General features: G+C 61.5%; 19 protein-coding genes. 4 read left to right on the forward strand and 15 right to left on the reverse strand.

Going from position 1 to position 20,510, the window contains the following annotated elements; all coding sequences use genetic code 11:
- Window positions 1-3: 3 nt before the first annotated feature.
- The gene (locus D8767_RS14840; protein WP_016715251.1) at window positions 4-1,017 is read left to right on the forward strand and encodes an aldo/keto reductase; all 1,014 of its coding nucleotides are present in this window, start codon (window positions 4-6) and stop codon (window positions 1,015-1,017) included.
- Between the two features lie 106 nt (window positions 1,018-1,123).
- Complete coding sequence (locus tag D8767_RS14845; RefSeq protein ID WP_028699188.1) at window positions 1,124-1,726, forward strand: EF-hand domain-containing protein; 603 nt, start codon at window positions 1,124-1,126, stop codon at window positions 1,724-1,726.
- A 48-nt stretch (window positions 1,727-1,774) separates the two neighbouring features.
- On the opposite strand, the gene D8767_RS14850 is transcribed toward D8767_RS14845, so the two are convergent.
- From D8767_RS14850 to hisN, 13 genes are all read right to left on the reverse strand, one after another.
- Window positions 1,775-2,755: an LLM class flavin-dependent oxidoreductase gene (locus D8767_RS14850; RefSeq protein ID WP_016715253.1), complete on the reverse strand. Its 981-nt coding sequence runs from the start codon at window positions 2,753-2,755 to the stop codon at window positions 1,775-1,777.
- Between the two features lie 100 nt (window positions 2,756-2,855).
- A complete protein-coding gene (locus D8767_RS14855) occupies window positions 2,856-3,767 on the reverse strand; it encodes a LysR family transcriptional regulator (RefSeq protein ID WP_016715254.1) in 912 nt (303 codons plus the stop codon).
- A 71-nt stretch (window positions 3,768-3,838) separates the two neighbouring features.
- A complete protein-coding gene (locus D8767_RS14860) occupies window positions 3,839-4,909 on the reverse strand; it encodes a metal-dependent hydrolase (RefSeq protein WP_016715255.1) in 1,071 nt (356 codons plus the stop codon).
- Between the two features lie 74 nt (window positions 4,910-4,983).
- Window positions 4,984-6,234, reverse strand: coding sequence for an OprD family porin (locus D8767_RS14865; protein WP_016715256.1), 1,251 nt, complete (start codon window positions 6,232-6,234; stop codon window positions 4,984-4,986).
- Window positions 6,235-6,288: 54 nt separating this feature from the next.
- Complete coding sequence (locus D8767_RS14870; protein WP_016715257.1) at window positions 6,289-7,488, reverse strand: benzoate/H(+) symporter BenE family transporter; 1,200 nt, start codon at window positions 7,486-7,488, stop codon at window positions 6,289-6,291.
- Window positions 7,489-7,542: 54 nt separating this feature from the next.
- Window positions 7,543-8,871 carry an aromatic acid/H+ symport family MFS transporter gene (locus D8767_RS14875; RefSeq protein WP_016715258.1) on the reverse strand — a complete coding sequence of 443 codons (1,329 nt, stop codon included), beginning with the start codon at window positions 8,869-8,871 and terminating at the stop codon, window positions 7,543-7,545.
- A gap of 57 nt (window positions 8,872-8,928) precedes the next feature.
- Window positions 8,929-9,690, reverse strand: coding sequence for a 1,6-dihydroxycyclohexa-2,4-diene-1-carboxylate dehydrogenase (locus D8767_RS14880; protein ID WP_016715259.1), 762 nt, complete (start codon window positions 9,688-9,690; stop codon window positions 8,929-8,931).
- Window positions 9,691-9,711: 21 nt separating this feature from the next.
- Window positions 9,712-10,722 (reverse strand): benzoate 1,2-dioxygenase electron transfer component BenC, encoded by a 1,011-nt coding sequence (benC, locus tag D8767_RS14885; protein WP_016715260.1) that lies wholly within the window; start codon window positions 10,720-10,722, stop codon window positions 9,712-9,714.
- Between the two features lie 72 nt (window positions 10,723-10,794).
- Window positions 10,795-11,280, reverse strand: a complete 486-nt coding sequence (gene benB, locus D8767_RS14890) for a benzoate 1,2-dioxygenase small subunit (protein WP_016715261.1) — start codon at window positions 11,278-11,280, stop codon at window positions 10,795-10,797.
- The gene (gene benA, locus D8767_RS14895) at window positions 11,277-12,635 is read right to left on the reverse strand and encodes a benzoate 1,2-dioxygenase large subunit (RefSeq protein WP_016715262.1); all 1,359 of its coding nucleotides are present in this window, start codon (window positions 12,633-12,635) and stop codon (window positions 11,277-11,279) included. Before benA ends, benB begins: the two co-directional genes overlap by 4 nt.
- Before the next feature lie 147 nt (window positions 12,636-12,782).
- On the reverse strand, window positions 12,783-13,739 hold the full coding sequence (locus tag D8767_RS14900) for an AraC family transcriptional regulator (RefSeq protein WP_016715263.1): 957 nt from the start codon (window positions 13,737-13,739) through the stop codon (window positions 12,783-12,785).
- 329 nt (window positions 13,740-14,068) lie between these two features.
- A complete protein-coding gene (locus D8767_RS14905; RefSeq protein ID WP_016715264.1) occupies window positions 14,069-14,800 on the reverse strand; it encodes a hypothetical protein in 732 nt (243 codons plus the stop codon).
- A 114-nt stretch (window positions 14,801-14,914) separates the two neighbouring features.
- Window positions 14,915-15,706, reverse strand: a complete 792-nt coding sequence (hisN, locus tag D8767_RS14910) for a histidinol-phosphatase (RefSeq protein WP_016715265.1) — start codon at window positions 15,704-15,706, stop codon at window positions 14,915-14,917.
- Window positions 15,707-15,837: 131 nt separating this feature from the next.
- Between hisN and D8767_RS14915 the strand changes: the two genes are divergently transcribed.
- Entirely contained in the window at window positions 15,838-16,728 is an 891-nt protein-coding gene (locus D8767_RS14915) for a universal stress protein (RefSeq protein ID WP_063977250.1), read from the forward strand.
- A 223-nt stretch (window positions 16,729-16,951) separates the two neighbouring features.
- Window positions 16,952-19,096: a TonB-dependent siderophore receptor gene (locus D8767_RS14920; protein ID WP_016715267.1), complete on the forward strand. Its 2,145-nt coding sequence runs from the start codon at window positions 16,952-16,954 to the stop codon at window positions 19,094-19,096.
- A gap of 32 nt (window positions 19,097-19,128) precedes the next feature.
- Here D8767_RS14920 and D8767_RS14925 read toward each other — a convergent pair whose 3' ends face one another.
- Together D8767_RS14925 and D8767_RS14935 are read right to left on the reverse strand one after the other, a co-directional pair.
- Window positions 19,129-19,650, reverse strand: a complete 522-nt coding sequence (locus tag D8767_RS14925; protein WP_016715268.1) for an acyloxyacyl hydrolase — start codon at window positions 19,648-19,650, stop codon at window positions 19,129-19,131.
- Window positions 19,651-19,991: 341 nt separating this feature from the next.
- The gene (locus tag D8767_RS14935) at window positions 19,992-20,435 is read right to left on the reverse strand and encodes a hypothetical protein (RefSeq protein WP_016715270.1); all 444 of its coding nucleotides are present in this window, start codon (window positions 20,433-20,435) and stop codon (window positions 19,992-19,994) included.
- Between the last annotated feature and the right edge of the window lie 75 nt (window positions 20,436-20,510).

The raw sequence follows: 20,510 nt of genomic DNA on the forward strand, positions 1-20,510 counted from the left end.
CGCATGATCTACCGCCCCCTCGGCCACAGTGGCCTGCAGGTTTCCGCCCTTACCCTGGGCAGCATGATGTTCGGCGAGCAGACCAGTACCGAGGACGCCCTGCGCATCATCGACAAGGCCTGGGACCAAGGCATCAACTTCATCGACACTGCCGACGTGTACAACGCCGGGCGCTCGGAAGAAATCGTCGGTGAAGCGGTGGCACGCCATCGCCAGGACTGGATCGTCGCCAGCAAGGTCGGCTTCGGCCCGGCCGATGGCTTGCCCAACCGCAGCGGGCTGTCGCGCAAACACATCTTCAATGCCCTGGAGGCCACCCTCACCCGCATGGGCATGGACTATCTGGACATCTACTACCTGCACCGCGAAGACCACAAGGTGCCGCTGGAAGAGACCGTGCAGGCCATCGGCGACCTGCTGCGCCAGGGTAAGATCCGCTACTGGGGCGTGTCCAACTTCCGTGGCTGGCGCATTGCCGAGGTCTGCCACATTGCCGAGCGCCTCGGGGTGCCCAAGCCGGTGGTGAGCCAGCCGCTGTACAACATCGTCAACCGTCAGGCCGAGCCGGAGCAGCTTACCGCTGCTGCCGCCCATGGCCTGGGCGTCGTGCCGTTCAGCCCGTTGGCGCGTGGTGTACTCAGTGGCAAGTATGCGCCGGGGGCCGTGCCGGATGCCGGCAGCCGCGCAGGGCGCCAGGACAAGCGCATCATGGAAGTGGAGTGGCGCCAGGAGTCGCTGGCCATCGCCCGGCAGATCCAGGCTTACGTCGAGGCCAAGGGCGTGGGAGTGGTTGAGTTCGCCATTGCCTGGGTGCTGAATAACCAGCTAGTAAGCTCGGCGATTGTCGGGCCACGTACCGAAGCGCAGTGGGACACCTATGGCGGTGCATTGGCGGTGAAGATCACGGCAGAGGATGAGGCGTTCATCGACTCGCTGGTGACGCCGGGGCATGCATCCACGCCGGGGTTCAATGATGTAGCGCATTATGTGACGGGACGCACCGCTCGAAAGTTTTAACCTATAAGTGCGCCTTTGACCTGGCATTTTTACCAGTTGTGGAAAGGTAGGATACGCTCACAATCAGCACTCCATTCCAAATTTAGCGCTGGGAGGCGTGCAAAACATGGAAGGCAAGGAAGATAAGATGCTCAAGAGCGGGCTGCCACGTACGACACTTGGTAAACAGATAAATGACCAGCAGAACGCCAACACCATTAATGCTGTAGGTGACATCGTTGGTTTCCTGGAGGCTCTCGACCTTGATCGCAATGGTACAATTTCCCACGCGGACATTGTTCAAGCAAGGGAACACCATATCGCTTCGATTAGCAGTGCGCTAAGGAGTTTGTTTTCCTGGTCGGACCTTTGCCTTTCGGTTATTTTGCGTCATGACAGAAATGGAAATGGCGATGTGACGTACGGAGAGTTTTTCATGGAAGTCGAGGAAAAACGCGCGAGAGTTGCAGACGGTAAAGCAAGTAGCACTGTGAATTTTCTGTCATCTCTTGACCGCAACCGGGATGGAAAGATCTCGCATGCCGACATCGTTCTCGCCAGAAAAGAGAATATGGCGAAAATCAATGCCCAACTTACTGAGCTTTTTAGCTTGTCAGATTTCTGTACATACTTCATATGGCACCACGACCGGGATGGCAATGGTGAGGTGTCATATGCTGAATTCCTGAAAGAGATAGCCGAGGGGCGCGCATCCATCACACGCGTGTAGCCCTGTGCCGGCCTCTTCACGGTTTTACCCGCGAAGAGGCCAGTAGCTTCAACCTTGTTCGGCCAAGGCCTGCGCCGCATAGGCATGCGACCGCTGCCGCGCCAGCGGGTCATGGATGCGGCAATCGATCATCAGCTCATCCGCTCCGGTCTGCTCGATCAGCGAACGCAGCCCCTCCCTCACCCGCTCAGGCCCACCCGCCACGGTACAGGCCATCACCTGCTCCAGCACTGCGCGCTCATGCTCAGGCAGGCGTTGCACATAACCCTCCTGCGGCTTGGGCAACAAACCAAAGCGCCCGACGTGCAGGTCCAGCATCCACTTGCGATGGGAACTGGCCAGGTAATCTGCCTCGGCATCACTGGCGGCGGCGAAGAGATTCATGCCCACCATCATATAAGGTTTGGCCAACTGCGCCGAGGGCTGGAAGTTGGCCCGGTAATGGGCAATCGCCTGCAGCAGGTAACGCGGCGCAAAGTGCGAAGCGAAGGCGTACGGCAGGCCCAGCTTCGCCGCCAGGTCGGCGCCGAACAGGCTGGAGCCAAGGATCCACACCGGCACCTCGTGGCTGCCTGGTACGCCACGCACCCGTCGCTTGCCGTTGTCGGCCAGGTAGTCGCGCAGTTCGGCGATGTCCTGGCTGAAGTCACGTTCTGGCGCGGCACCGCGCAAGGCACGTACGGTCGGCCCGGAAGTGCCTGGCGCACGGCCCAGGCCCAGGTCGATACGGCCCGGGTGCAAGGTATCGAGGGTGCCGAACTGCTCGGCTATCACCAACGGCGCATGGTTGGGCAGCATGATGCCACCCGCGCCAACACGGATGTGCCGGGTGGCGTTGGCGATTTCGTTGATCACCAGCGAAGTGGCCGCCGAGCCGATGCCCGGCATGTCATGGTGTTCGGCAATCCAGTAGCGGCTGTAGTGCTGTTGCTCGACATGGCGCGCCAGCTGGCGGGATTCTTCGATCGCGTCGGCGAAGGTCTTGCCTTCTCCGATCATGACCAGATCCAGAACGGACAGAGCAGTCATGGGGTCTCCAGGGGGATTATCAGTGGCTGCCAGTTTCCCTGCTGCGCCGCTAGCGATAAACCCAGGTTCAGGCCCGGTATAGGGGCCTGGTATTCCCCAATCAGTACTCCCAAGGCACGCCCGGTTCCCAGCTGGCCACCAACAAATCGATAAAGCCGCGTACGCGCGGGGACAAATGGCGTTTGCTTGGGTAGACGATGCGGATCGGGTCTGCCGGTGGGCGGTAGGCTTGCAGCACTTCCACCAAGGTGCCGGCGCGCAGGTCGTCACCGGTGATGTAGGTGGGCAGGTGAATCAGCCCGAAGCCTGCGCGGGCGCCGTCGAGCATGGCTTCGGAACTGTCGATGTTCAAACGGCCGGGGTCTTCGCACAGGTGCAGCCCCGCTTCGGTGTGAAAACGCCAGGGCATGGCCTTCTCTCCTGCGAGGAAGGCGATCTTGTCGTGGCCATAGAGGTCGCCGGGCACTTGCGGTACACCACGCTTCTCAAGGTAGGCAGGCGATGCACAGGTCACGAACTGCTGCCAGGCCACCGTGCGGGTCAACAACTGTGAGTCTTCCTTGGGTGCGCCAATACGCACCGCAACGTCTACGCCCTCCTCGACCAGGTCGACGAAGCGGTCGGTGAAACGGATGTCTGCGCGCAGTTCCGGCCACTGCTTGAGATAGCGATCCAGGATCGGAAGCACGTGACGTTGGCCAAACGAAAGCGGCGCGGTCAGGCGCAGGGTGCCTGTGGGCTTTCCGCGGCGCTGGGCCATGGTGCTTTCCACCTCATCCAGGTCATCCAGAATCTGCCGCCAGCGCTCAAAGGCCACCAGGCCTTCGTCGGTCAAGCTCAGCTTGCGCGTGGTTCGGTTAAGCAGGCGCACAGCCATGCGCGCTTCCAGGCGGGCGATGCTTTTGCCCACCGCCGAACGCGTCAGGCCAAGGCTGGCGGCGGCAGCGGTGAAGCTGCCAGCCTTGGCGGCACTGACAAAGGCGGCAATGTCGCCGAAGCGGTTGGGTTCCATGAGCGGGTTCCTGGAGTCATCGAACCGGCATAAATGGGGCCGAAGCCAGCTAATGCAAGGCCACAGGCTGGCTAGGGCGTGTTCGGGGCTGGCCTCATGTATGCGTCTGTCCAGGCGGCCAACGGCAGTGGTGGCTGCTGGTCGACAATACGCCGCCAGATCAAGCGCAGGTCATCACCGTTGAACATCGAGCCAGGCCCGCTGCCTTGCCACCGCGAAGGTACATCCGCAACCCAATGCCCCTGGCGGTCACGGTGAGCCATGTTGAAACGGAAGGTGTAGTTGCCAGGGATGCCCATGCGCAGGTCGGTCACCACCAACGCATCGCCCACTTGGTCGTAGCGCAGCCAGTCATCGGTAAACCAGCGCAAACGTTGGTGCAAAGGGCTTCCTGCCAATGCTTTCGCCAGTTGCAGATTACGTGGCAAACGCTGCATCTCGGGCGCTTGGCGGTCGAACCCGCTGCTGATGCCCTCGTAGTAATCACCCTCCGGGGTCCTGGCCAGTACTCGCCAGACCAGACTATTGAAAGCGATCGGCACGGCGCGCACTTCACTGGCGACAATGCCTTGCTGATCCAGCGCCGCCTGGAAGCGTTGCTCCGCCGCCATACGCCCGGCAAGGCCGAAACCCAAGTATGCGGTACTGAACATCAGCGCCAGGGTCAGCAGGCGTGTCGCCTTTGCGGTCACCCCCTTGAAGATGGCGTAGGTAACCGCCGCCAGCAGCGGCAAGGTGTAGACCGGGTCGATGATGAACACCGCCGCCCAGCTTTGCGGCGTGACTTGCAGTGGCCAGAACAACTGCGTGCCATAAACCGTGAAGGCATCCAGCAACGGGTGGGTGATGAGTACCAGCCAGAATGCGAGGAACAACCTGGACAAGGTGTAACCCTTGCCAGGCCAGCATTTGTTGACCAGCCAGGCCAGTAGCAAGGCCAGCCCGGTAAGCACGAACAGCGAGTGGGAGAACCCGCGGTGGTAGGTCATCTGCGACACCGGGTCGGCGTAGCGGATGATCACGTCCAGGTCGGGCAGCGTGGCCAACGCAGCGCCATACAGCAACGCGCGTCGGCCCTGGATGCGGCCAAGCACGGTGCCTTGCAGGGCCGCGCCGAGTACGGCTTGGGTGATGGAGTCCAAGGGTCGCGCTCCTGAAAGGGACATTTGCGCAAGCTACCTTCATACGACCACGGTGCGCAATTCCCTTGGCAGGCTCAGAACAGCTGCCAGGTGTACACCAACGTCAGGCGGTTCTCGTCGATGTCACTGCGGTAATTGGAGCGTGCCATGGCGTTCCTCACCCGAATCCCCAGCCCCTTCAGCACGCCGCTCTGCACTGCATAGCCAATGTCCAGGTCACGTTCGCGATCCCGCCCTTCGTAACCCAGCCCGGTATCGACATTGTTACCGGTTATGTACCGCACGGTCGCCGTCAGGCCGGGTACGCCCAGGGCGGCGAAGTTGTAGTCGTAGCGTACCTGGTACGAGCGCTCATCGGTGTAGGCAAACTCATACGTCGGCACCTCGTTACCCAACGGTGAAATGTTGGCGAATACCCGAGGGAACGGGCTATCGCCATAGATGCCCTGGTAGCCGGCATGCAAGCTGTGCCCGCCGTGCCGGGCGGTGAACATCGAGAAGAACGCCTGGTTGTCGATATTGCCCAGCAGCGCATCGCCATCCTCACGCGCGGTGAAATAGCCCAGGTTTGCGCTAAGCACCCAGTCCCCCACTGGCTTGCTGTGCTTCAGGCCGATAAACCCTTGTTCATAGACGTCTTCCAACTGCCCGTACCACAGGCTGACGCTGCTCTGGTTGGCGTTGAACGCATAGTCACCGCCCACGTAGTTGAAGGCATCGCTTTCGGCCTGGCGCATCGGCACATGGCCGAGCATGGCGTTCATCTTGCCGTCGCCGCCTTCGTTACGCAGGTGGGTGCTTTTCAGGTGGCCGGCCTGCAAGGTCAGCCCGTCGATTTCCGACGAACTCAAACTGGCGCCCTGGTATGTCGGCGGCAACAGGCGGATATCACTGAACGTCAGTACCGGCAGGTTGGGTTGCAGTTCACCGACGCGCAGTTCGGTCTTCGACAGGCGGGCCTTGAAGGTGGGCGCCAGGCGGCTGTACTCGTCGGCGGCACGGCCATCGCCATGCACCGGCAGCAGGCCGGTATTGGCCCGGTCGGGGCTGCTGTCGAGCTTGATACCCAGCAGGCCCAGCGCGTCCACGCCAAAACCGACGGTACCGGGGGTGTAGCCCGACTTGAAGTCGAGGATGAAGCCCTGGGCCCACTCCTCGGCCTTGGACTGCTTGTTGGCCCCGACGATGTCAGAGAAATCGCGGCTGAAATAGTAGTTGCGGGCACTCAGGGTGGCCTTCGAATCCTCGAAGAAGCCGCCTTCGGCAGCCAGCAGCGGTTGACTGAGCAAAGTCAGGCCCAGGGCGACACAAGGGGTGTGATTCATTCCGAAGCTCTCTTGATCTTGTTTTTATGGGTAAAGCGTTGGGAACACGGCAGTTCATGGGGTACGGCGCAGCACCTCCCGGGCACGTGGCCGATGCAACCTGAGCAGCGCATGGGCCAGCAGGCCGAACAGCAGCCCCCAGAAGGCCGCCGACAGCCCCAGGAACGCTACCCCCGAAGCCGTGACCAGGAAGGTGAACAGCCCGGCGTCGCGCTCGGCCGGCTCTGCCAGGCTGCGGGCCAGGGCTTCGCTGATGGCGCCATACAGGGCCAAACCGGCCAGGGCAGCGATCAGCGCAGCAGGAAAGGCGGCGAACAGCGACATCAACGTGGCGCCGGCAATGCCCAGCAGCAGGTACAGCGCACTGCCAGCCACCGCCGCTACATAACGCCGCCGAGGGTTTTCATGGGCTTCATGGCCGGTGCACAGGCTGGCGGTGACCGCCGCCAGGTTCAGCCCGTGGCAGCCGAACGGCGCCAGCAGCGCTCCAGCCAGGGCACTGGCGCTGATCAACGGGCTGGCGGGTGTGGCGTAGCCGGCGTTGCGCAGTACCGCCATGCCTGGCATGAACTGCCCGGTCAGCGCCACCAGCACCATTGGCAAGGCCAGGCTGAATACCGCCGAAAGGCTGAACTGCGGCGTGACCCACTGTGGAGAAGCCAGTTCCAGCACCAGCGCCTCACTGCGCAACGCGCCGCTGGCAACGGTCACCAGAGTGCCCACGCACAGCACCGCCGCTACCGCATAGCGTGGCTGTAGCCGGCGCATCAGCATGTAGGTAACGAACATCGCCAGCACCAGCAGCGGCTGCACTGGCAGGGCGCGGAACACTTCGATGCCGAAGCTGAACAGGATGCCGGCCTGCATCCCGGCAGCGATGGAGCCCGGCAGGCGCGCGATAATGCGGTCGAAGGCCCCGCTGATGCCGATCATCAGCAGCACCAGATTGGCCACCAGGTAAGCACCCACGGCCTGCTCCAGGCCGAATTGCGGCAAGGCGGTGACCAGCAGCGCGGAACCTGGAATCGACCAGGCGATCACCACAGGTACCCGGTAGCGCAGGCTGAGCAGCGCGCCGAGCACGGCACTGCCCATCGACACGGCCCAGACCCAGGATGACAACTGTTGGTGGGAAAGGCCGGCGGCTTCGGCGGCGTGAAAGATGATCACCAACGGGCCTGCGTAGGAGATCATCGTGGCGATGCAGCCGGCGACGATGGCGGACAGCGAGCTGTCCTTGATCAGGGTTTTCATGGGACCTCTGGCAAGGCATCGGCCGGGCGCGGTGCCCGGCGCTTGTTCTTTGGGTTATGCCTGCGCCGCAAGGGCCTGAGCTTGCCGACGGCCACTGGCCAGGTGCACGGCCATGGCCAGCGCAGCGATTGCGCCAGGGATGGCGAAAGCGATGAAGTTGAGTTGCAGCGGCAGGTTGATGCCCATCAGTGCGCCGCCCAGCAGCGGGCCGACGATGGCGCCGTTACGACCAATACCCGAAGCCCAGCCCAGGCCGGTGGAGCGCACCGACAGCCCATACATTTGCGCAGCGCCGGCATACAGCAGGATCTGCGTGCCGATGGTGGTGGCACCAGCAATGAAGATCAGCAGGTAAAGCACCGGCATCGGGCTGTTCACCCCCAGCAAGCTGATCGACAGCGCAGCGGCAATGAAGAATGCCACCTTCACCTTGACCAGGTTGTAGCGGTCGCCCAGCCAGCCGCCCAGAATTGCCCCGGCCATGCCGCCAAAGTTCAGCGCCAGCAGGAACGACAGGCTCGAACCCAGGCTGTAGCCCGCGTTGGCCATCAGTTTCGGCAGCCAGGAACTGAGTGCATAGACCATCAACAGGCAGCAGAAGAACGCCAGCCACAGCGCCAGTGTGCGTATGGCCAGGCCATTGCGGAACAGCTCCAGTACCGATGCCCCGCTGCCTTTGCGGTCAGCGGCCTGCAACACGTCATCGGCCTGTACATCGCATTCCGGGTCCAGCCGTTTCAACAGTTTGCGAGCTTCTTCGGTACGGCCCTGGCGCACCAGGAAACCGATCGATTCAGGCAGGTAGTAGAGAATCACCGGCAACAGCAGCAGTGGCAAGGCAGCGGCGAAGAACATCGACTCCCAACCAAAGCGCGGCAGCATGAAGATGCCCACACCGGCCGACAGCATGCCGCCCAGCGAATAGCCGCTGAACATGATCGCCACCAGCGTGCTGCGCAGGCGCTTGGGCGCATATTCGTTCATCAGTGCCACGGCGTTGGGCATCAGGCCGCCGCAGCCCAGGCCAGCGATGAAACGGTAGATGCCGAACTCGCTCGGGCTGCTGGCAAAGCCATTGAGAATGGTTGCCCCCGAGAACAAGGCGAAACAGATGGCAATGCCCTTCTTGCGCCCGATACGGTCGGCCAGGCTGCCGAATGCCAAGGCGCCGAACATCATGCCGAACAGCGCGTAGCTGCCCAGCGCACCGGCCTGCAACGGGGTAAGCCCCCACTCTTTCATGATGACCGGCAGTACCACGCCGTAGATGAACAGGTCATAGCCGTCGAAGATCAGCAGCAGGCCACACCAGGCCATGACCATCCAGTGGAACGGGGTAAAGCGTGCGTTATCGATGATCGGGTGTACGTCAAGGGTTCGCATGGCATCTGTCGCTCTTGTTTTTGTTGTGAGGGAAAGCTGTTGCCTTGAGGTTGCTGCTCAGCCGAGGTCGCCGCCTCCTACCGGCAAGGTCACGCCGGTGATGTATGAGGCATCGTCAGAGGCAAGGAACAGAATCGCGCCCACTTGCTCGTCGATGCTGCCGTAGCGGTGCATCAGGCTGCTGTCGAGGGTCTGGTCGACGATCTGCTGGTACCAGTGTTTTTCCTGTTCGGTTTGCTCGGCGCTGTTGCGGGGCACGCGCCGGGGTGGCGCTTCGGTGCCGCCGGGCGCGGTGGCGTTGACGCGGATGCCACGGCCAGCGGTTTCAAAGGCCAGGCACGCGGTGAGCGCGTTGACGCCGCCCTTGGCCGCGCCATAAGGCACCCGGTTGACGCCACGGGTGGCGATGGACGAGACGTTAACGATGGCGCCGCTGCCGCGTTCGAGCATGTAGGGCAGCGCGGCATGGCAGCACCACAGGGTGGGGAACAGCGAGCGGCGCACCTCGGCCTCGATCTGCTCCACCTCGTAGTGTTCGAAAGGCTTGGCCCAGATGGTGCCGCCGACGTTGTTGACCAGGATGTCGAGGCGGCCGAAGGTTTCCACCGCACTGGCCATGACACGGGCGCAATCGGCGTGTTGTTCGAGGTCGGCGGTGAGGGTAAGCATGCCCTCGCCGGCCAGCTCGTGGACCAGTTCGGAACGGTCTACCGCCACCACTTGCGCGCCTTCGGCCTTCAGCCGCCAGCACACGCCACGGCCAATGCCTTGAGCGGCACCGGTGACCAGGGCGACCTTGCCTTGGAATCGGTTATTCATGTGTGTCTCCTGCTTGATCCGTCAGGCCGCTGCCGCGAACTTCTCGTAGTAGAAGTTGGCCGGGGTAATGCCCTGCTCGCGTACGTACTGGCTGACCGCTTCCACCATGGGGGGCGGCCCGCACAGGTACAGGTCCACATCGCCATCGTTCAGGTGGCGCGGCTCGATGTGCTGGGTCACATAGCCCTTCTGCGGGTACTGGCTGTCCGGGTTGGCCACGCAGGCGCTGAAGGTGAAGTTGTGGATACGCGCCGCAAAGTCTTGCAGCCGATCCAGCTCGACCAGATCGAAGTCATTGGTCACGCCATAGATCAGATGCAACGGGTGTTCACTGCCCTGCTCGGCGATCTTTTCCAGCATCGCGGTGAACGGGGCCAGACCAGTACCGCCAGCCAGCAGCAACAGCGGGCGCTGGATTGGCCGCAGGTAGAAGCTGCCCAACGGCCCCGCCAGGCTCATGCTGTCGCCGGCCTTGGCCAGGTTGGTGAGGAAGCTGCTCATCAGACCGCCCGGCACGTTGCGGATCAGGAAGCTGACTTCGCCGTCCTTCTGCAACGAACTGAACGAATAGGCACGGCTCTGCTCGCTGCCCGGCACCTTGAGGTTGACGTACTGCCCCGGCAGGAAGGCCAGGCGGCTGAGGGCCTCGCCCTTGATCGACAGGGCAATGGTGCTGGCCGACAGCTGGCGTACATCGCTGATGGCCGCCTCGAAGCTGGCCTGTTCGGTCTTGCACAGCTGCGACGAAGCCGGAATGCGGATAACGCAGTCGCTTTCAGCGCGCATTTGGCAGGTCAGTACGTAGCCTTCGGCAATTTCGTCTTCGTTGAGGGCGTCTTCGATGAAGTTGTCGCCCAGGTCGTAGCGGCCGGATTCGGCCTTGCACTTGCAGGTGCCGCAGGCGCCGTCGCGGCAGTCCAGCGGGATGTTGATGCCTTGGCGGTAGGCAGCGTCGGCCACGGTTTCATGGCCGGTGGCTTCAATGAAACGGGTAACCCCGTCTTCGAAATTCAGTGCGATCTGGTAGCTCATGTTGCACCTCGCGGGCGAGCCGGCCCACGGCGCGTCGCAGGACGCACCGGGCAATGCTCGCAAAACCCTGTATCAGATGTGGTAGATGTCGATGACCTGGCGCACGTAGTCGTTCTTCAGCACCACCTTCTTGGCCTTGATCAGCGGCTGCTCGCCGCGCAGGTCGAGGGTGTAGAAGCTGGTTCCGAAGTAACTGTCGGTGGTCTTGTAGCGGAAGCTCAGGGTGTGCCAGTTGAAACGCACCTGGCAGCTGCCCTCGCACCGCGAGACGATCTCGATGTTGCTGATGTTGTGCGAGGTGCGGGTATCCGGCACGGTCGCACTGGAGCGCTCGGTCTTGATACGGAACACGCGGTCTTCCAGGCCGCCACGGTTGCCGTACCAGATCAGCGAGATTTCGCTTTGCGGATCGATGGTAAGGGTGTCATCGTCATCCCAGCTCGGCATCCAGAAGCTGGCGTCGCTGGCGTACAGCTCCAGCCACTGGTCCCACTGGGCGTCGTCCAGGTAGCGCGCTTCGCGGTAGAGGAAGTCGCGCACGGTTTCATACAGGCTCATTGCACGGCCTCCACAGGGATCAGCTGCTGTTCGTCCTTCAGGGCCTGGATCATGGTGTCCTGCCAGTATTTGTGTTGCAGCACGAACAGGCCTTCGTCCTCGGTGCGCACGCCAGACAGCAGCGGATGGAGCTCGATCTCTTTAGCGGCTTCATCGGCGCCTTCGACCCAGTGCTTCGCGCCACGGGACATGTCGTTCCAGCCAGTGCCGCCCCCGTAGCCGGTCTGGCAGGAGCGGAACTCTTCCAGATCGTCCGGGGTGGCCATGCCGCTGACGTTGAAGAAGTCTTCGTACTGGCGAATGCGCTTGGCGCGGGCATCGGCGCTCTCGCCTTTGGGCGCGATGCAGTAGATGGTGATTTCGGTCTTGTTCACCGAAATCGGCCGCGCAACGCGGATCTGCGAGCTGAACTGGTCCATCAGGTACACGTTCGGGTACAGGCACAGGTTGCGCGAATTCTCGATCATCCAGTCGGCACGGGCCTGGCCGAAGTCGGCAGCCAGCTGGTCACGGCGCTCGTAGGCCGGGCGGTCTTCCGGGTTGGCCCAGCGGGTCCACAGCAGCAGGTGGCCGTGGTCGAAGGAGTAGAAGCCGCCGCCCTGCTTGGCCCAGGAGCCGGCGCTCATGGTCTTGATCTCGTCGCCCGCCTCGCGCTGCTTGCGCTGGTTCTGGGTAGCGGCGTAGTTCCAGTGCACGGAGCTGACGTGGTAGCCATCGGCGCCGTTCTCGGCGGTGAGCTTCCAGTTGCCTTCGTAGATGTACGAGCTGGCACCGCGCAGCACTTCAAGGCCTTCCGGCGACTGGTCGACGATCATGTCGATGATCTTGGCCGACTCGCCCAGGTGCTCCACCAACGGCTTCACATCGGCATTCAGGCTGCCGAACAAAAAGCCCCGGTAGGACTCGAAACGCGCCACCTTGGTCAGGTCGTGCGAGCCGTCGCAGTTGAAGCTGTCGGGGTAGCCGGCGTTGCTCGGGTCTTTCACCTTCAGCAGTTTGCCGCTGTTGTTGAACGTCCAGCCGTGGAACGGGCAGGTATAGCTGGAACGGTTGCCGCGCTTGTGCCGGCACAGCATGGCGCCGCGGTGGCTGCAGGCGTTGAGGAAGGCATTGAGCTCACCGTCCTTGTTGCGCGCGATGAAAATCGGCTGGCGCCCCATGGTCAGGGTGAGGAAGTCGTTCTTCTCGGGGATCTGGCTTTCGTGCGCCAGGTAGATCCAGTTGCCCTCGAAGATGTGTTTCATCTCCAGGTCGAACAGGCGTGGGTCGGTGAACATCTCGCGCTTGCAGCGGTAGATGCCCTTTTCACGGTCGTCCTCGAGCATGGCATTGAGGTAGTCGAATCCCAGGGACATGGCCAGGGTCTCCCTTGTTATTGTTTAGACCTGGTCAGTTTGGGCGCTGGTATTAGGCGGGAGTATCCGGTTTGTGCGCAGTGATATCCGTTTTGTGCAGGTTAACGGACCTCCTCGCGGGCGAACCCCATGAAGAGACCCGCGAGTTCAGCGCCGCTTGCGTAAGGTTTCCGAGGGCAGCTCGCCAAATTGCTGCCGATACACTTCGGAGAACCGCCCCAAGTGCAGGAAGCCATAGTCCATGGCCAGCTCGGTCACGCTGCGTACCGAGCAAGTGGCATCGCCCAGGCAGGCACGCACCTGCTCCAGTTTGCGCTGGCGTACGTACTGCTTGGGTGTAGTGCCCAGTTGCCGGTCAAACAACGCATACAACGAGCGCAAGCTCATGCACGCCTGCTCCGCCAGCGCCTCGGCAGTCAGCTCAAGCTTCAGATTACGGTCGATGTGGTCGATGATTCGCTCAAGGCTAGCCCCTGGCGAACCCAGGCTTTCGCGGCGGATATTGGTGCTCATCAGGGTTAGCAACTTGCTGGCGACAATCTGGCTGTAGTGCCCCTGCACGCGCGGCAGCGAATCGCTCACTTCCGCTTCGTGGCAAACCATGGCCAGCAGGTTCACGAACCCGTCCAGCTCATCCAGCCGGTAATGGTTGCGCAAGAACCGAACACCGCCTTCTGGCCGATGCCAACGCTGTTCGTCGCAGATCGAATCCAGTAGCCGGGTGGGCACCTTGAGGATGAACTTCTCGCAGTCTTCCGAATAGGTCAGGTCAACCGGGTCGTCGGGGTTGATCAGCAACAGCTCGCCCGGCACGAGGTGATGCTCGCGTTTGTGCCCGCGCCACAGGCAGTTGCCGTTGAGCAACACTTGCAGGTGGTAGATGGTTTCCAGGGCCGGCGAGGTAACGCGCACGCTGCCGCCGTAGCTGATGCGGCACAGGTCGAGTTCGGCGAACTTGCGGTGGCTGAGGCTGGCTTGAGGGTGGGTGGTGCGCGACAGACCGATGCAATGCTGGCCTACGTGCTGGTTCACATAATCGGACACAGCATAAGGGTCGGCGTGATGAAACACGCTACTGCGCTCGCTCAGCAGGCGGCTTTCCATAGGCAAGGCACTCGGTATCGTTATTGTTCTGGTCGCCGCCTCCTGCCGCCTTGTGGGCAGTGGTCGCGGTCGTCACGGTCATTCTATCGGGCCGGTTGCGGGTCGCGGGGGCAGGCGACAACCGGCGGATAGCCACACTACAGCAAAAAGGTGGGGGTTGGGCAATGTGGAGAAGGGATTGGATGGGCGGATAGCGGACATGCCGAGTGCAACCAGTGTTCGTTTATCGAACGGTAATTACAACATCCTGAGCATGGAATACCACATAGCAATGGCACACCAAGATAATTGTGTAACTAGCAAAAATATCAATATGATTTGACGATCTTTCACTGCACCGGCAGAAAATTCATCAACAGCAGGCTTTGCGCGTAATTCAGGCCAATCCGCCGATAACGCTCATCCAGCAACTCCGCCAGCAGATCCAGCCGCGCAACGATTTTGCCAAACTCCACGGCAAAACTCAGGTTACTGCCCTCTTCGGAGATCTCGTTGGAGAACAGCAGCAGCACCCCATTCGCGTCCTGCCGCTGGCTGAGCATCCAGGTTGCCTTCTCGATATTGCGCGCCGCGTTGTTGACGAACAGCGGGTCGATGGTATCGGTCATGTAGAAATCGGTACGCCCACCATGCGCGGTAATCAGCATGCTGCCGATGGCGTAAATGAAGGCGCCAACACGATCACCGCGAAACTCCGGGCTCAGGGCGTAGCTCAATGCCGCCAAGTCGCGGCGGTTGCCCAGTTGCGGCAATGGCTGGCGTTGCTCGATGGCGATGCGGATCTGTCGCTCGGCGGTGGCGGCGTCGATGTAGCCAGACATCTTCCACTGGTTGGGATTGCGCTGGTACAGCTTGTTCATCAGCAGGTACAGGCTTTGCAGGTTGTCACGCATGGACAGCGTGGCCATGCGGTCGACGCTGGTCTGGAACAGCTCGCTGGGCTTGCCGTTGCCGAACTGATTAACGATGTCACGGCCTTGCTCCTGGGTGCAGGCGCACAGGCATGTGAGGGCGCCTGCCAGCAACAGGCGGGAGAAGAAACTTGGGTAGCTTGCAACCATCGGCACCGGGTCGATATTCGGCGGCTGCCTTGGGGGTCAAGGCAGCCTGGCCAAGCATAGAGCCTCGAAAACGGAAAAAGTGCAGTGGTTGGGGATTTGCGGGCGACGCTTCAACTACATGGCGTGGCGCAACATCTCCACGACCTGCGCATGCAACGCCGGGTCACCACACGCCACCACGCAACCACCATGCTGCGCCGAGCTACCATCCCAAGCCGTAATCACCCCACCTGCTCCCTCGATGATCGGCATCAATGCCTGCACGTCATACGGCTGCAAGCTGGCCTCTACGATCACATCGACAAAGCCCGAAGCCAGCATGCAGTAGGCATAGCAATCACCGCCATAACGCATCAACCGCGCCCGGCCGGCAACGCCCTCGAACGCAGCCTTGCGCTCGGCGGTATCGAACATGTCGGGGGTGGTGCACATCAGCGTGGCCGAGGCCAGGTCGGCGCAGGCACGGGTTTTCAGCGGCGTGCCGCTGCGCCACGCACCTTCAGGGGTGCCGACAAAGCGTTCGCCAGTGAACGGCTGGTTCATCACGCCAACCACTGGGCGCGTGCCGTCGTTCAGGGCAATCAACGTTCCCCACAGCGGCAGGCCGGTGATGAAGGCACGAGTGCCGTCGATTGGGTCGAGCACCCAGGTCAACGGGCTGCTGCCGACGGCGACACCCGCTTCCTCACCCAGAATACCGTGGTCGGGGTAACGGGCCTGGATCAGCTCGCGCATGGCGTCTTCCGCCGCCTTGTCGGCTACGGTGACAGGGTCGTACAAACGCCCGCCCTTGTCCTCGACAGCCAGGCTGGCACGGAAATAAGGCTGGATCGCCACAGCGGCAGCATCGGCCAACTGCTCGGCAAAGGTGCGCAATTCACCGATCTGTTCAGCACTCAGGGACATGGGACGGCCTCAGGACAATGATTAGGGGCAGCATCATACCCGATCGCCAGCCTGCTGCTCATGCAGCCTGAAGCGAACTAGACTGAACAAGACCAGAGCACCGGGGGGGCTGCCACACGTGGAGGTGTGAGATGAGCCAGTTCAAGCGTTTGTTCGTCATGCTCGGCCCGCAAATGCGCCATACGCCCGCGCTGCAACGCGCAGCGGCGCTGGCGGAGTCCAGCGGCGCACTGCTGGATATCAACGTTTTCGTCGATGATGTCGACACCTTTGGCTTGATGAGCGATGGTCGCGAACGTGAGCGGCTGCTCAGCGACAACCGCCAGTGGCTGGCGGACGAGGCCGAACAGTTGGGCGATGCAGGCCTGGACGTGTCCACCGAGCTGTTATTGACCCGCGACCCGCTGGGCAGTGTGCTGGAGCGGGTCGAGCGGCTGGGTTGCGACCTGCTGGTCAAGGACGTGCAGCACGAACCGATTCTCAAACGCCTGCTGGTCACGCCCCTGGACTGGCAACTGCTCAAGGACAGCCCGGTCGCCGTGCACCTGGTGAGCGACATCCGCCTGCCCCTGCCCCGGCAGATTGCCGCAGCGGTGGACCTGAACAGCCACGGCGCAGGTGAACACCTGGATGAACAGGTCATACGGACTGCCCATGCCTTGGCGCTGCAATGCAACGGCGAGCTCCATCTGCTGCATGTGTGCGATGCAGCCAAGACCCATATCGCCGATTTTGGTGCGGGTACGGTAACCATGCCTGGCTTCGACAGCAGCGTGCGTACCGCGCAGCGGGCAGCGTTCAACCGCCTGGGTGACCATCATCAGATTCCGCTGGAGCGCAGGCACTTCCTGGAAGGAGCAGCGATCAGGGCGATTGCCCAGTTTGTCGCCCACAGCCGGGCCGATGTGATTGTCATGGGCAGCCACCGGCATGACGCGATGCAGACGTTCCTGGGCGGGACCACGGCCCATGTACTGGAGCATCCGTTGTGTAATGTGCTGGCGATCAAGGCCGTTCACTGAGTTCTGGCATATCTGGACCGGCCGCTTCCCGGGAAAACCCGCTCCCTTAGGGATATTAAAGGTGGGAGCGGCTTACCCGCGTAGAGACCGGCGTGTATTTCACCGGTTGGTATTTGGTACACCAGTGCTACACAAAAAGAATGCATTTGATAATGATTCGTAGTAATTTCGCGGCGCTTCCCTACCCTTTCCCTCAGTGCCTTACTCCAGGATCGTACCGTCGATGCGTCGCACGTTCGTTTCGCTTTGTGTGCTTCATGCTGTCTCCCCGCTGGCCTTTGCCGAGCCCGAACCGCTCAGCGACCCTGCCCAGATTGAACTCCAGGCTTTGAACATCACCAGCAACGCCGACAGCGAACGCGCCGACGGCCCGGTCTTTGGCTACAAGGCCACCCGCTCGGCCAGCGCCACCCGCACCGACACGGCGCTGCACGAAACGCCGCAGTCGGTCAGCGTGGTGCCCAAGGATGTGCTGACCGATACGGCCAGCACCCGCCTGCAAGACGCCCTGGATTATGCCGGTGGCGTGGGCCGCGCCAACAACTTTGGCGGGCAGGGCCTGACCACGGTCACTGTCCGTGGTTTCACCACTGGCGAGTACTACCGCAACGGCTTCCCAATGAACCGCGGTTACCCGAATGCGCCTGATGCCAACAGCGTCGAGCGTCTGGAAGTGATCCGTGGCCCGGCCAGCAGCCTGTACGGCCGTGGCGACCCCGGCGGCACCTTCAATGTGGTTACCAAGCAGCCGCAGGCTGAACAGCAGGTAACCCTGGACAGCCAGCTCGACGATCAGGGCATGCACCGCGCCACCCTCGACGCCACCGGTGCCTTGAACCAGGACGGCAGCCTGGCCTATCGCCTGAATGTGTTGGGCGAAGGTGGCGACAGCTTCCGCGACAACATCGAAAGCGAACGCTACGACGTCGCGCCGGTGCTGAGCTGGCAGGTGAACGATGCGACCAAAATCGTCTTTGAAGGCGACTTCATGCGTAACAACCACCCGCTTGACCGTGGCCTGACGCATTACACCAACCAGGCTGGCAGCGCCTCGCGCGATACCAACATCTGGGGCAAAGGCAGCGACAACATGCTGCACAACGATAACAACATGGCGCAGTTGCGTTTCGAGCATGCGCTCAATGATGACTGGACCCTGGGCGGCGGCATGCAGTGGCTGGACGGTACCCTCAAGGGCAACGCCATCGAGGCCAACCGCTTGCAGGCCGATGGCCGGACCCTGGGGCGTAACTTCAACTACCGCAAGCTGGAATGGCGCGACCGCGACTACCAGCTCAACCTGACCGGGCATTTTGACACCGGTGGTTTCAGCCATACGTTGCTTACAGGTGTCGAGTACGAAGACTACGACTACAACTCGATCATCCAGCGTTCGGCTACCACTCCAACGTCCTATCCAATCGACCTTTTCGATCCGGTATATGACCAGTCGCGCCCAGCCCTATTGAGTACACCCACCACCCATGACAAGGAAAACCTCAAAACCTGGGCATTTTTCGTTCAGGACCAGGTTGCCCTGACCGAGCGCCTTAAAGCTTTGGCAGGTGTGCGCTTTGAACGCTTTGAACATGACTATGTCAACAAGCTCAACAGTGCGGGTAACTTCGATAAAGGCGAGAACGGTGTAACCCCGCGGTTCGGCCTGCTGTTTGACCTGACCGATACCGTCGCGGTCTATGCCAACACCGCACGCTCATTCAAGCCCAATAGTGGCGCGCCTGCCGGTGCAACAGGGCGTGGTTTCGACCCCGAGAAAGGCAAGTCCTACGAACTGGGTGTGAAATGGGAGGCACTTGATCGCCAGTTGAGCGTTGACGCGGCGATCTACCACATCGTCAAGGAAAACGTGCTGGCCAACGATCCCAGCGACCCTACCGGCACCTACAAAATCGCAGCCGGCGAAGTGCGCAGCCGTGGCCTGGACATCAACGTTGCCGGCAACATCACGCCTGAGTGGCGGGTGATTGGTGGCTATTCGTACGTGGATGCCCAAGTCACCAAGGATACCAGCCTGCCGACCGGCACGCGCCTGGCAAACATCCCGCGCAACAGCTTCAGCCTGCTCAACACGTATGAATTCCAGGATGGCGTGGCCAAGGGGCTGGGCCTGGGCGTTGGCGTAAAGTATGTGGATGATCGTCAAGGCCAGACCGCCGCGACGACCTACACCATGGAGCAATACACCGTGGTCGATTTGCTGAGCTTCTACCAGGTCAACGAACACGTCCGTCTGAACCTGGATGTGAAAAACGTGTTCAACAAAGGCTATGACGAGGGGGCGTTCAACAGCTATGTGTACCCAGGGGCGCCTCGGACAGTGCAGGCTGGGGTTTCGTATACCTTCTGACGGGTGTGGGGCCGCCTGGCGGCCCCAAACTGCTAGAAACCCTTGCTGTAGAACAGCGAGTACGACTCGATCCCGTCGTTGGGCTGCTTGATGCCCGCATTGGAGTAATGCATCGCACGGATTCCCACCTTTTGCTCCCCCGGCAACTTCAAGCCAAAACCGATGCGGTCTTCGAAGTTGACCGAAGAACCCAGACGCTGATCGCCCACGTCGGTCTTGGAGAACGCCGCCAGGCCAATGCCGGCCTCGATGTACGGCGTGTAGGTGAAACCGCTGAACTCATAGGTAAACACCGGGCTGAACGACAGCGAATGTGCGCCACTGGCGTCCCCGCCCTCCCAGTAGGTGTACGCGGCGTCCCAATACCCGCTCAGATAACCGGTGCTGCTTTCCATCCATTTCTTGTCCCAGTCGAACGACATGCCAATACGGTAGGTCATGTCACCTTGGCCTGTGGCGCCAACGGCACCGGACACCTGAGCGGCGTGGGCCAGGCTGGCCCCTGCAAAGGCCAGCACTGCGGCGGCCAGCGATGCTGCCAGACGGGTTTTCATCAACAACTCTCCTGATGGTCTACACGGCAAGCGGGGGCTTGAGCCCCTCGATCTTATGTAGTGCCCGGCACTTCCAGTGCCGGTCACACGAAGTAATAGTTTTTTGATTATTGTCCAGATAATCAGAAAGTTGAAAGTGAAATGCCACTATTGGCTAATTCGCTTCTTCAAGATGGGCCTCGCCGTGCGCAGGGCTGCAGTCGTACTCCGCGTCAGGGGTTCGAGCACACCCGGGATCAATGCATAACCCCGCTCGTCCAACATCTCCAGTTGAAGGCTCAGGTTCATGGCGATGTGCTCCGACCCGGCAGGAGTACATGCGTACTCCTGCCCGTTATCCATTAACGCCAGTTAAGGCTCACCGTCGTAGGGGCTTTTCCGTTAACAGTCACCATTTGTTGCACCGTCTGCCCTTGAGCGTTACCGGTGACTTTGTATTTGCCAGGCGGCAACTGCACATACAGCAGCGGCCCGGCATCCATGACGCTGAGTACGGGCTGCCCCTGGGCGTTCTGGATATCGACATTGGCACCGCTCTGGAACTTGCCTTCCGGCCCCTTAGAAAGCTCTACGTGCAAGTCGTAACCTGGGGTTTTGCGCAGGGCGTTGGCCTCATCCTGGCCGATGCCTCCCTGCAGAAAGCGCACGCCGTTCTGTTCCTGTGGTTGTAACTGAACGGCCTGCATATCGATGGGGGCATTGAGGTTGGCGGCGGCTGCCAAGGTCCATGGCATGGCCAAGGCGACCAGCAGTGCCGCACCAAGGGCATAGTGATGGTTACGCATGGTACGTCCCTCCTTCAGAGGATGGCTTACCTAGTCTCTGATCCTTCAGGCGTACCGGTGTTCGTGCCGATATGT

It is taken from the genome of Pseudomonas sp. LTGT-11-2Z (assembly GCF_003691445.1).
In the GTDB taxonomy this organism is placed as follows: domain Bacteria; phylum Pseudomonadota; class Gammaproteobacteria; order Pseudomonadales; family Pseudomonadaceae; genus Aquipseudomonas; species Aquipseudomonas monteilii.

What these genes read in the sequence shown, in the direction of transcription:
- benC (WP_016715260.1), bottom strand. Translation starts at nt 10,722, where the DNA reads ATGAGCTACCAGATCGCACTGAATTTCGAAGACGGGGTTACCCGTTTC.
- D8767_RS14905 (WP_016715264.1), bottom strand. Translation starts at nt 14,800, where the DNA reads ATGGTTGCAAGCTACCCAAGTTTCTTCTCCCGCCTGTTGCTGGCAGGC.
- D8767_RS14865 (WP_016715256.1), bottom strand. Translation starts at nt 6,234, where the DNA reads ATGAATCACACCCCTTGTGTCGCCCTGGGCCTGACTTTGCTCAGTCAA.
- D8767_RS14920 (WP_016715267.1), top strand. Translation starts at nt 16,952, where the DNA reads ATGCGTCGCACGTTCGTTTCGCTTTGTGTGCTTCATGCTGTCTCCCCG.
- D8767_RS14855 (WP_016715254.1), bottom strand. Translation starts at nt 3,767, where the DNA reads ATGGAACCCAACCGCTTCGGCGACATTGCCGCCTTTGTCAGTGCCGCC.
- benB (WP_016715261.1), bottom strand. Translation starts at nt 11,280, where the DNA reads ATGAGCCTGTATGAAACCGTGCGCGACTTCCTCTACCGCGAAGCGCGC.
- D8767_RS14875 (WP_016715258.1), bottom strand. Translation starts at nt 8,871, where the DNA reads ATGCGAACCCTTGACGTACACCCGATCATCGATAACGCACGCTTTACC.
- benA (WP_016715262.1), bottom strand. Translation starts at nt 12,635, where the DNA reads ATGTCCCTGGGATTCGACTACCTCAATGCCATGCTCGAGGACGACCGT.
- D8767_RS14925 (WP_016715268.1), bottom strand. Translation starts at nt 19,650, where the DNA reads ATGAAAACCCGTCTGGCAGCATCGCTGGCCGCCGCAGTGCTGGCCTTT.
- hisN (WP_016715265.1), bottom strand. Translation starts at nt 15,706, where the DNA reads ATGTCCCTGAGTGCTGAACAGATCGGTGAATTGCGCACCTTTGCCGAG.
- D8767_RS14850 (WP_016715253.1), bottom strand. Translation starts at nt 2,755, where the DNA reads ATGACTGCTCTGTCCGTTCTGGATCTGGTCATGATCGGAGAAGGCAAG.
- D8767_RS14915 (WP_063977250.1), top strand. Translation starts at nt 15,838, where the DNA reads ATGAGCCAGTTCAAGCGTTTGTTCGTCATGCTCGGCCCGCAAATGCGC.
- D8767_RS14935 (WP_016715270.1), bottom strand. Translation starts at nt 20,435, where the DNA reads ATGCGTAACCATCACTATGCCCTTGGTGCGGCACTGCTGGTCGCCTTG.
- D8767_RS14900 (WP_016715263.1), bottom strand. Translation starts at nt 13,739, where the DNA reads ATGGAAAGCCGCCTGCTGAGCGAGCGCAGTAGCGTGTTTCATCACGCC.
- D8767_RS14845 (WP_028699188.1), top strand. Translation starts at nt 1,124, where the DNA reads ATGGAAGGCAAGGAAGATAAGATGCTCAAGAGCGGGCTGCCACGTACG.
- D8767_RS14880 (WP_016715259.1), bottom strand. Translation starts at nt 9,690, where the DNA reads ATGAATAACCGATTCCAAGGCAAGGTCGCCCTGGTCACCGGTGCCGCT.
- D8767_RS14840 (WP_016715251.1), top strand. Translation starts at nt 4, where the DNA reads ATGATCTACCGCCCCCTCGGCCACAGTGGCCTGCAGGTTTCCGCCCTT.
- D8767_RS14870 (WP_016715257.1), bottom strand. Translation starts at nt 7,488, where the DNA reads ATGAAAACCCTGATCAAGGACAGCTCGCTGTCCGCCATCGTCGCCGGC.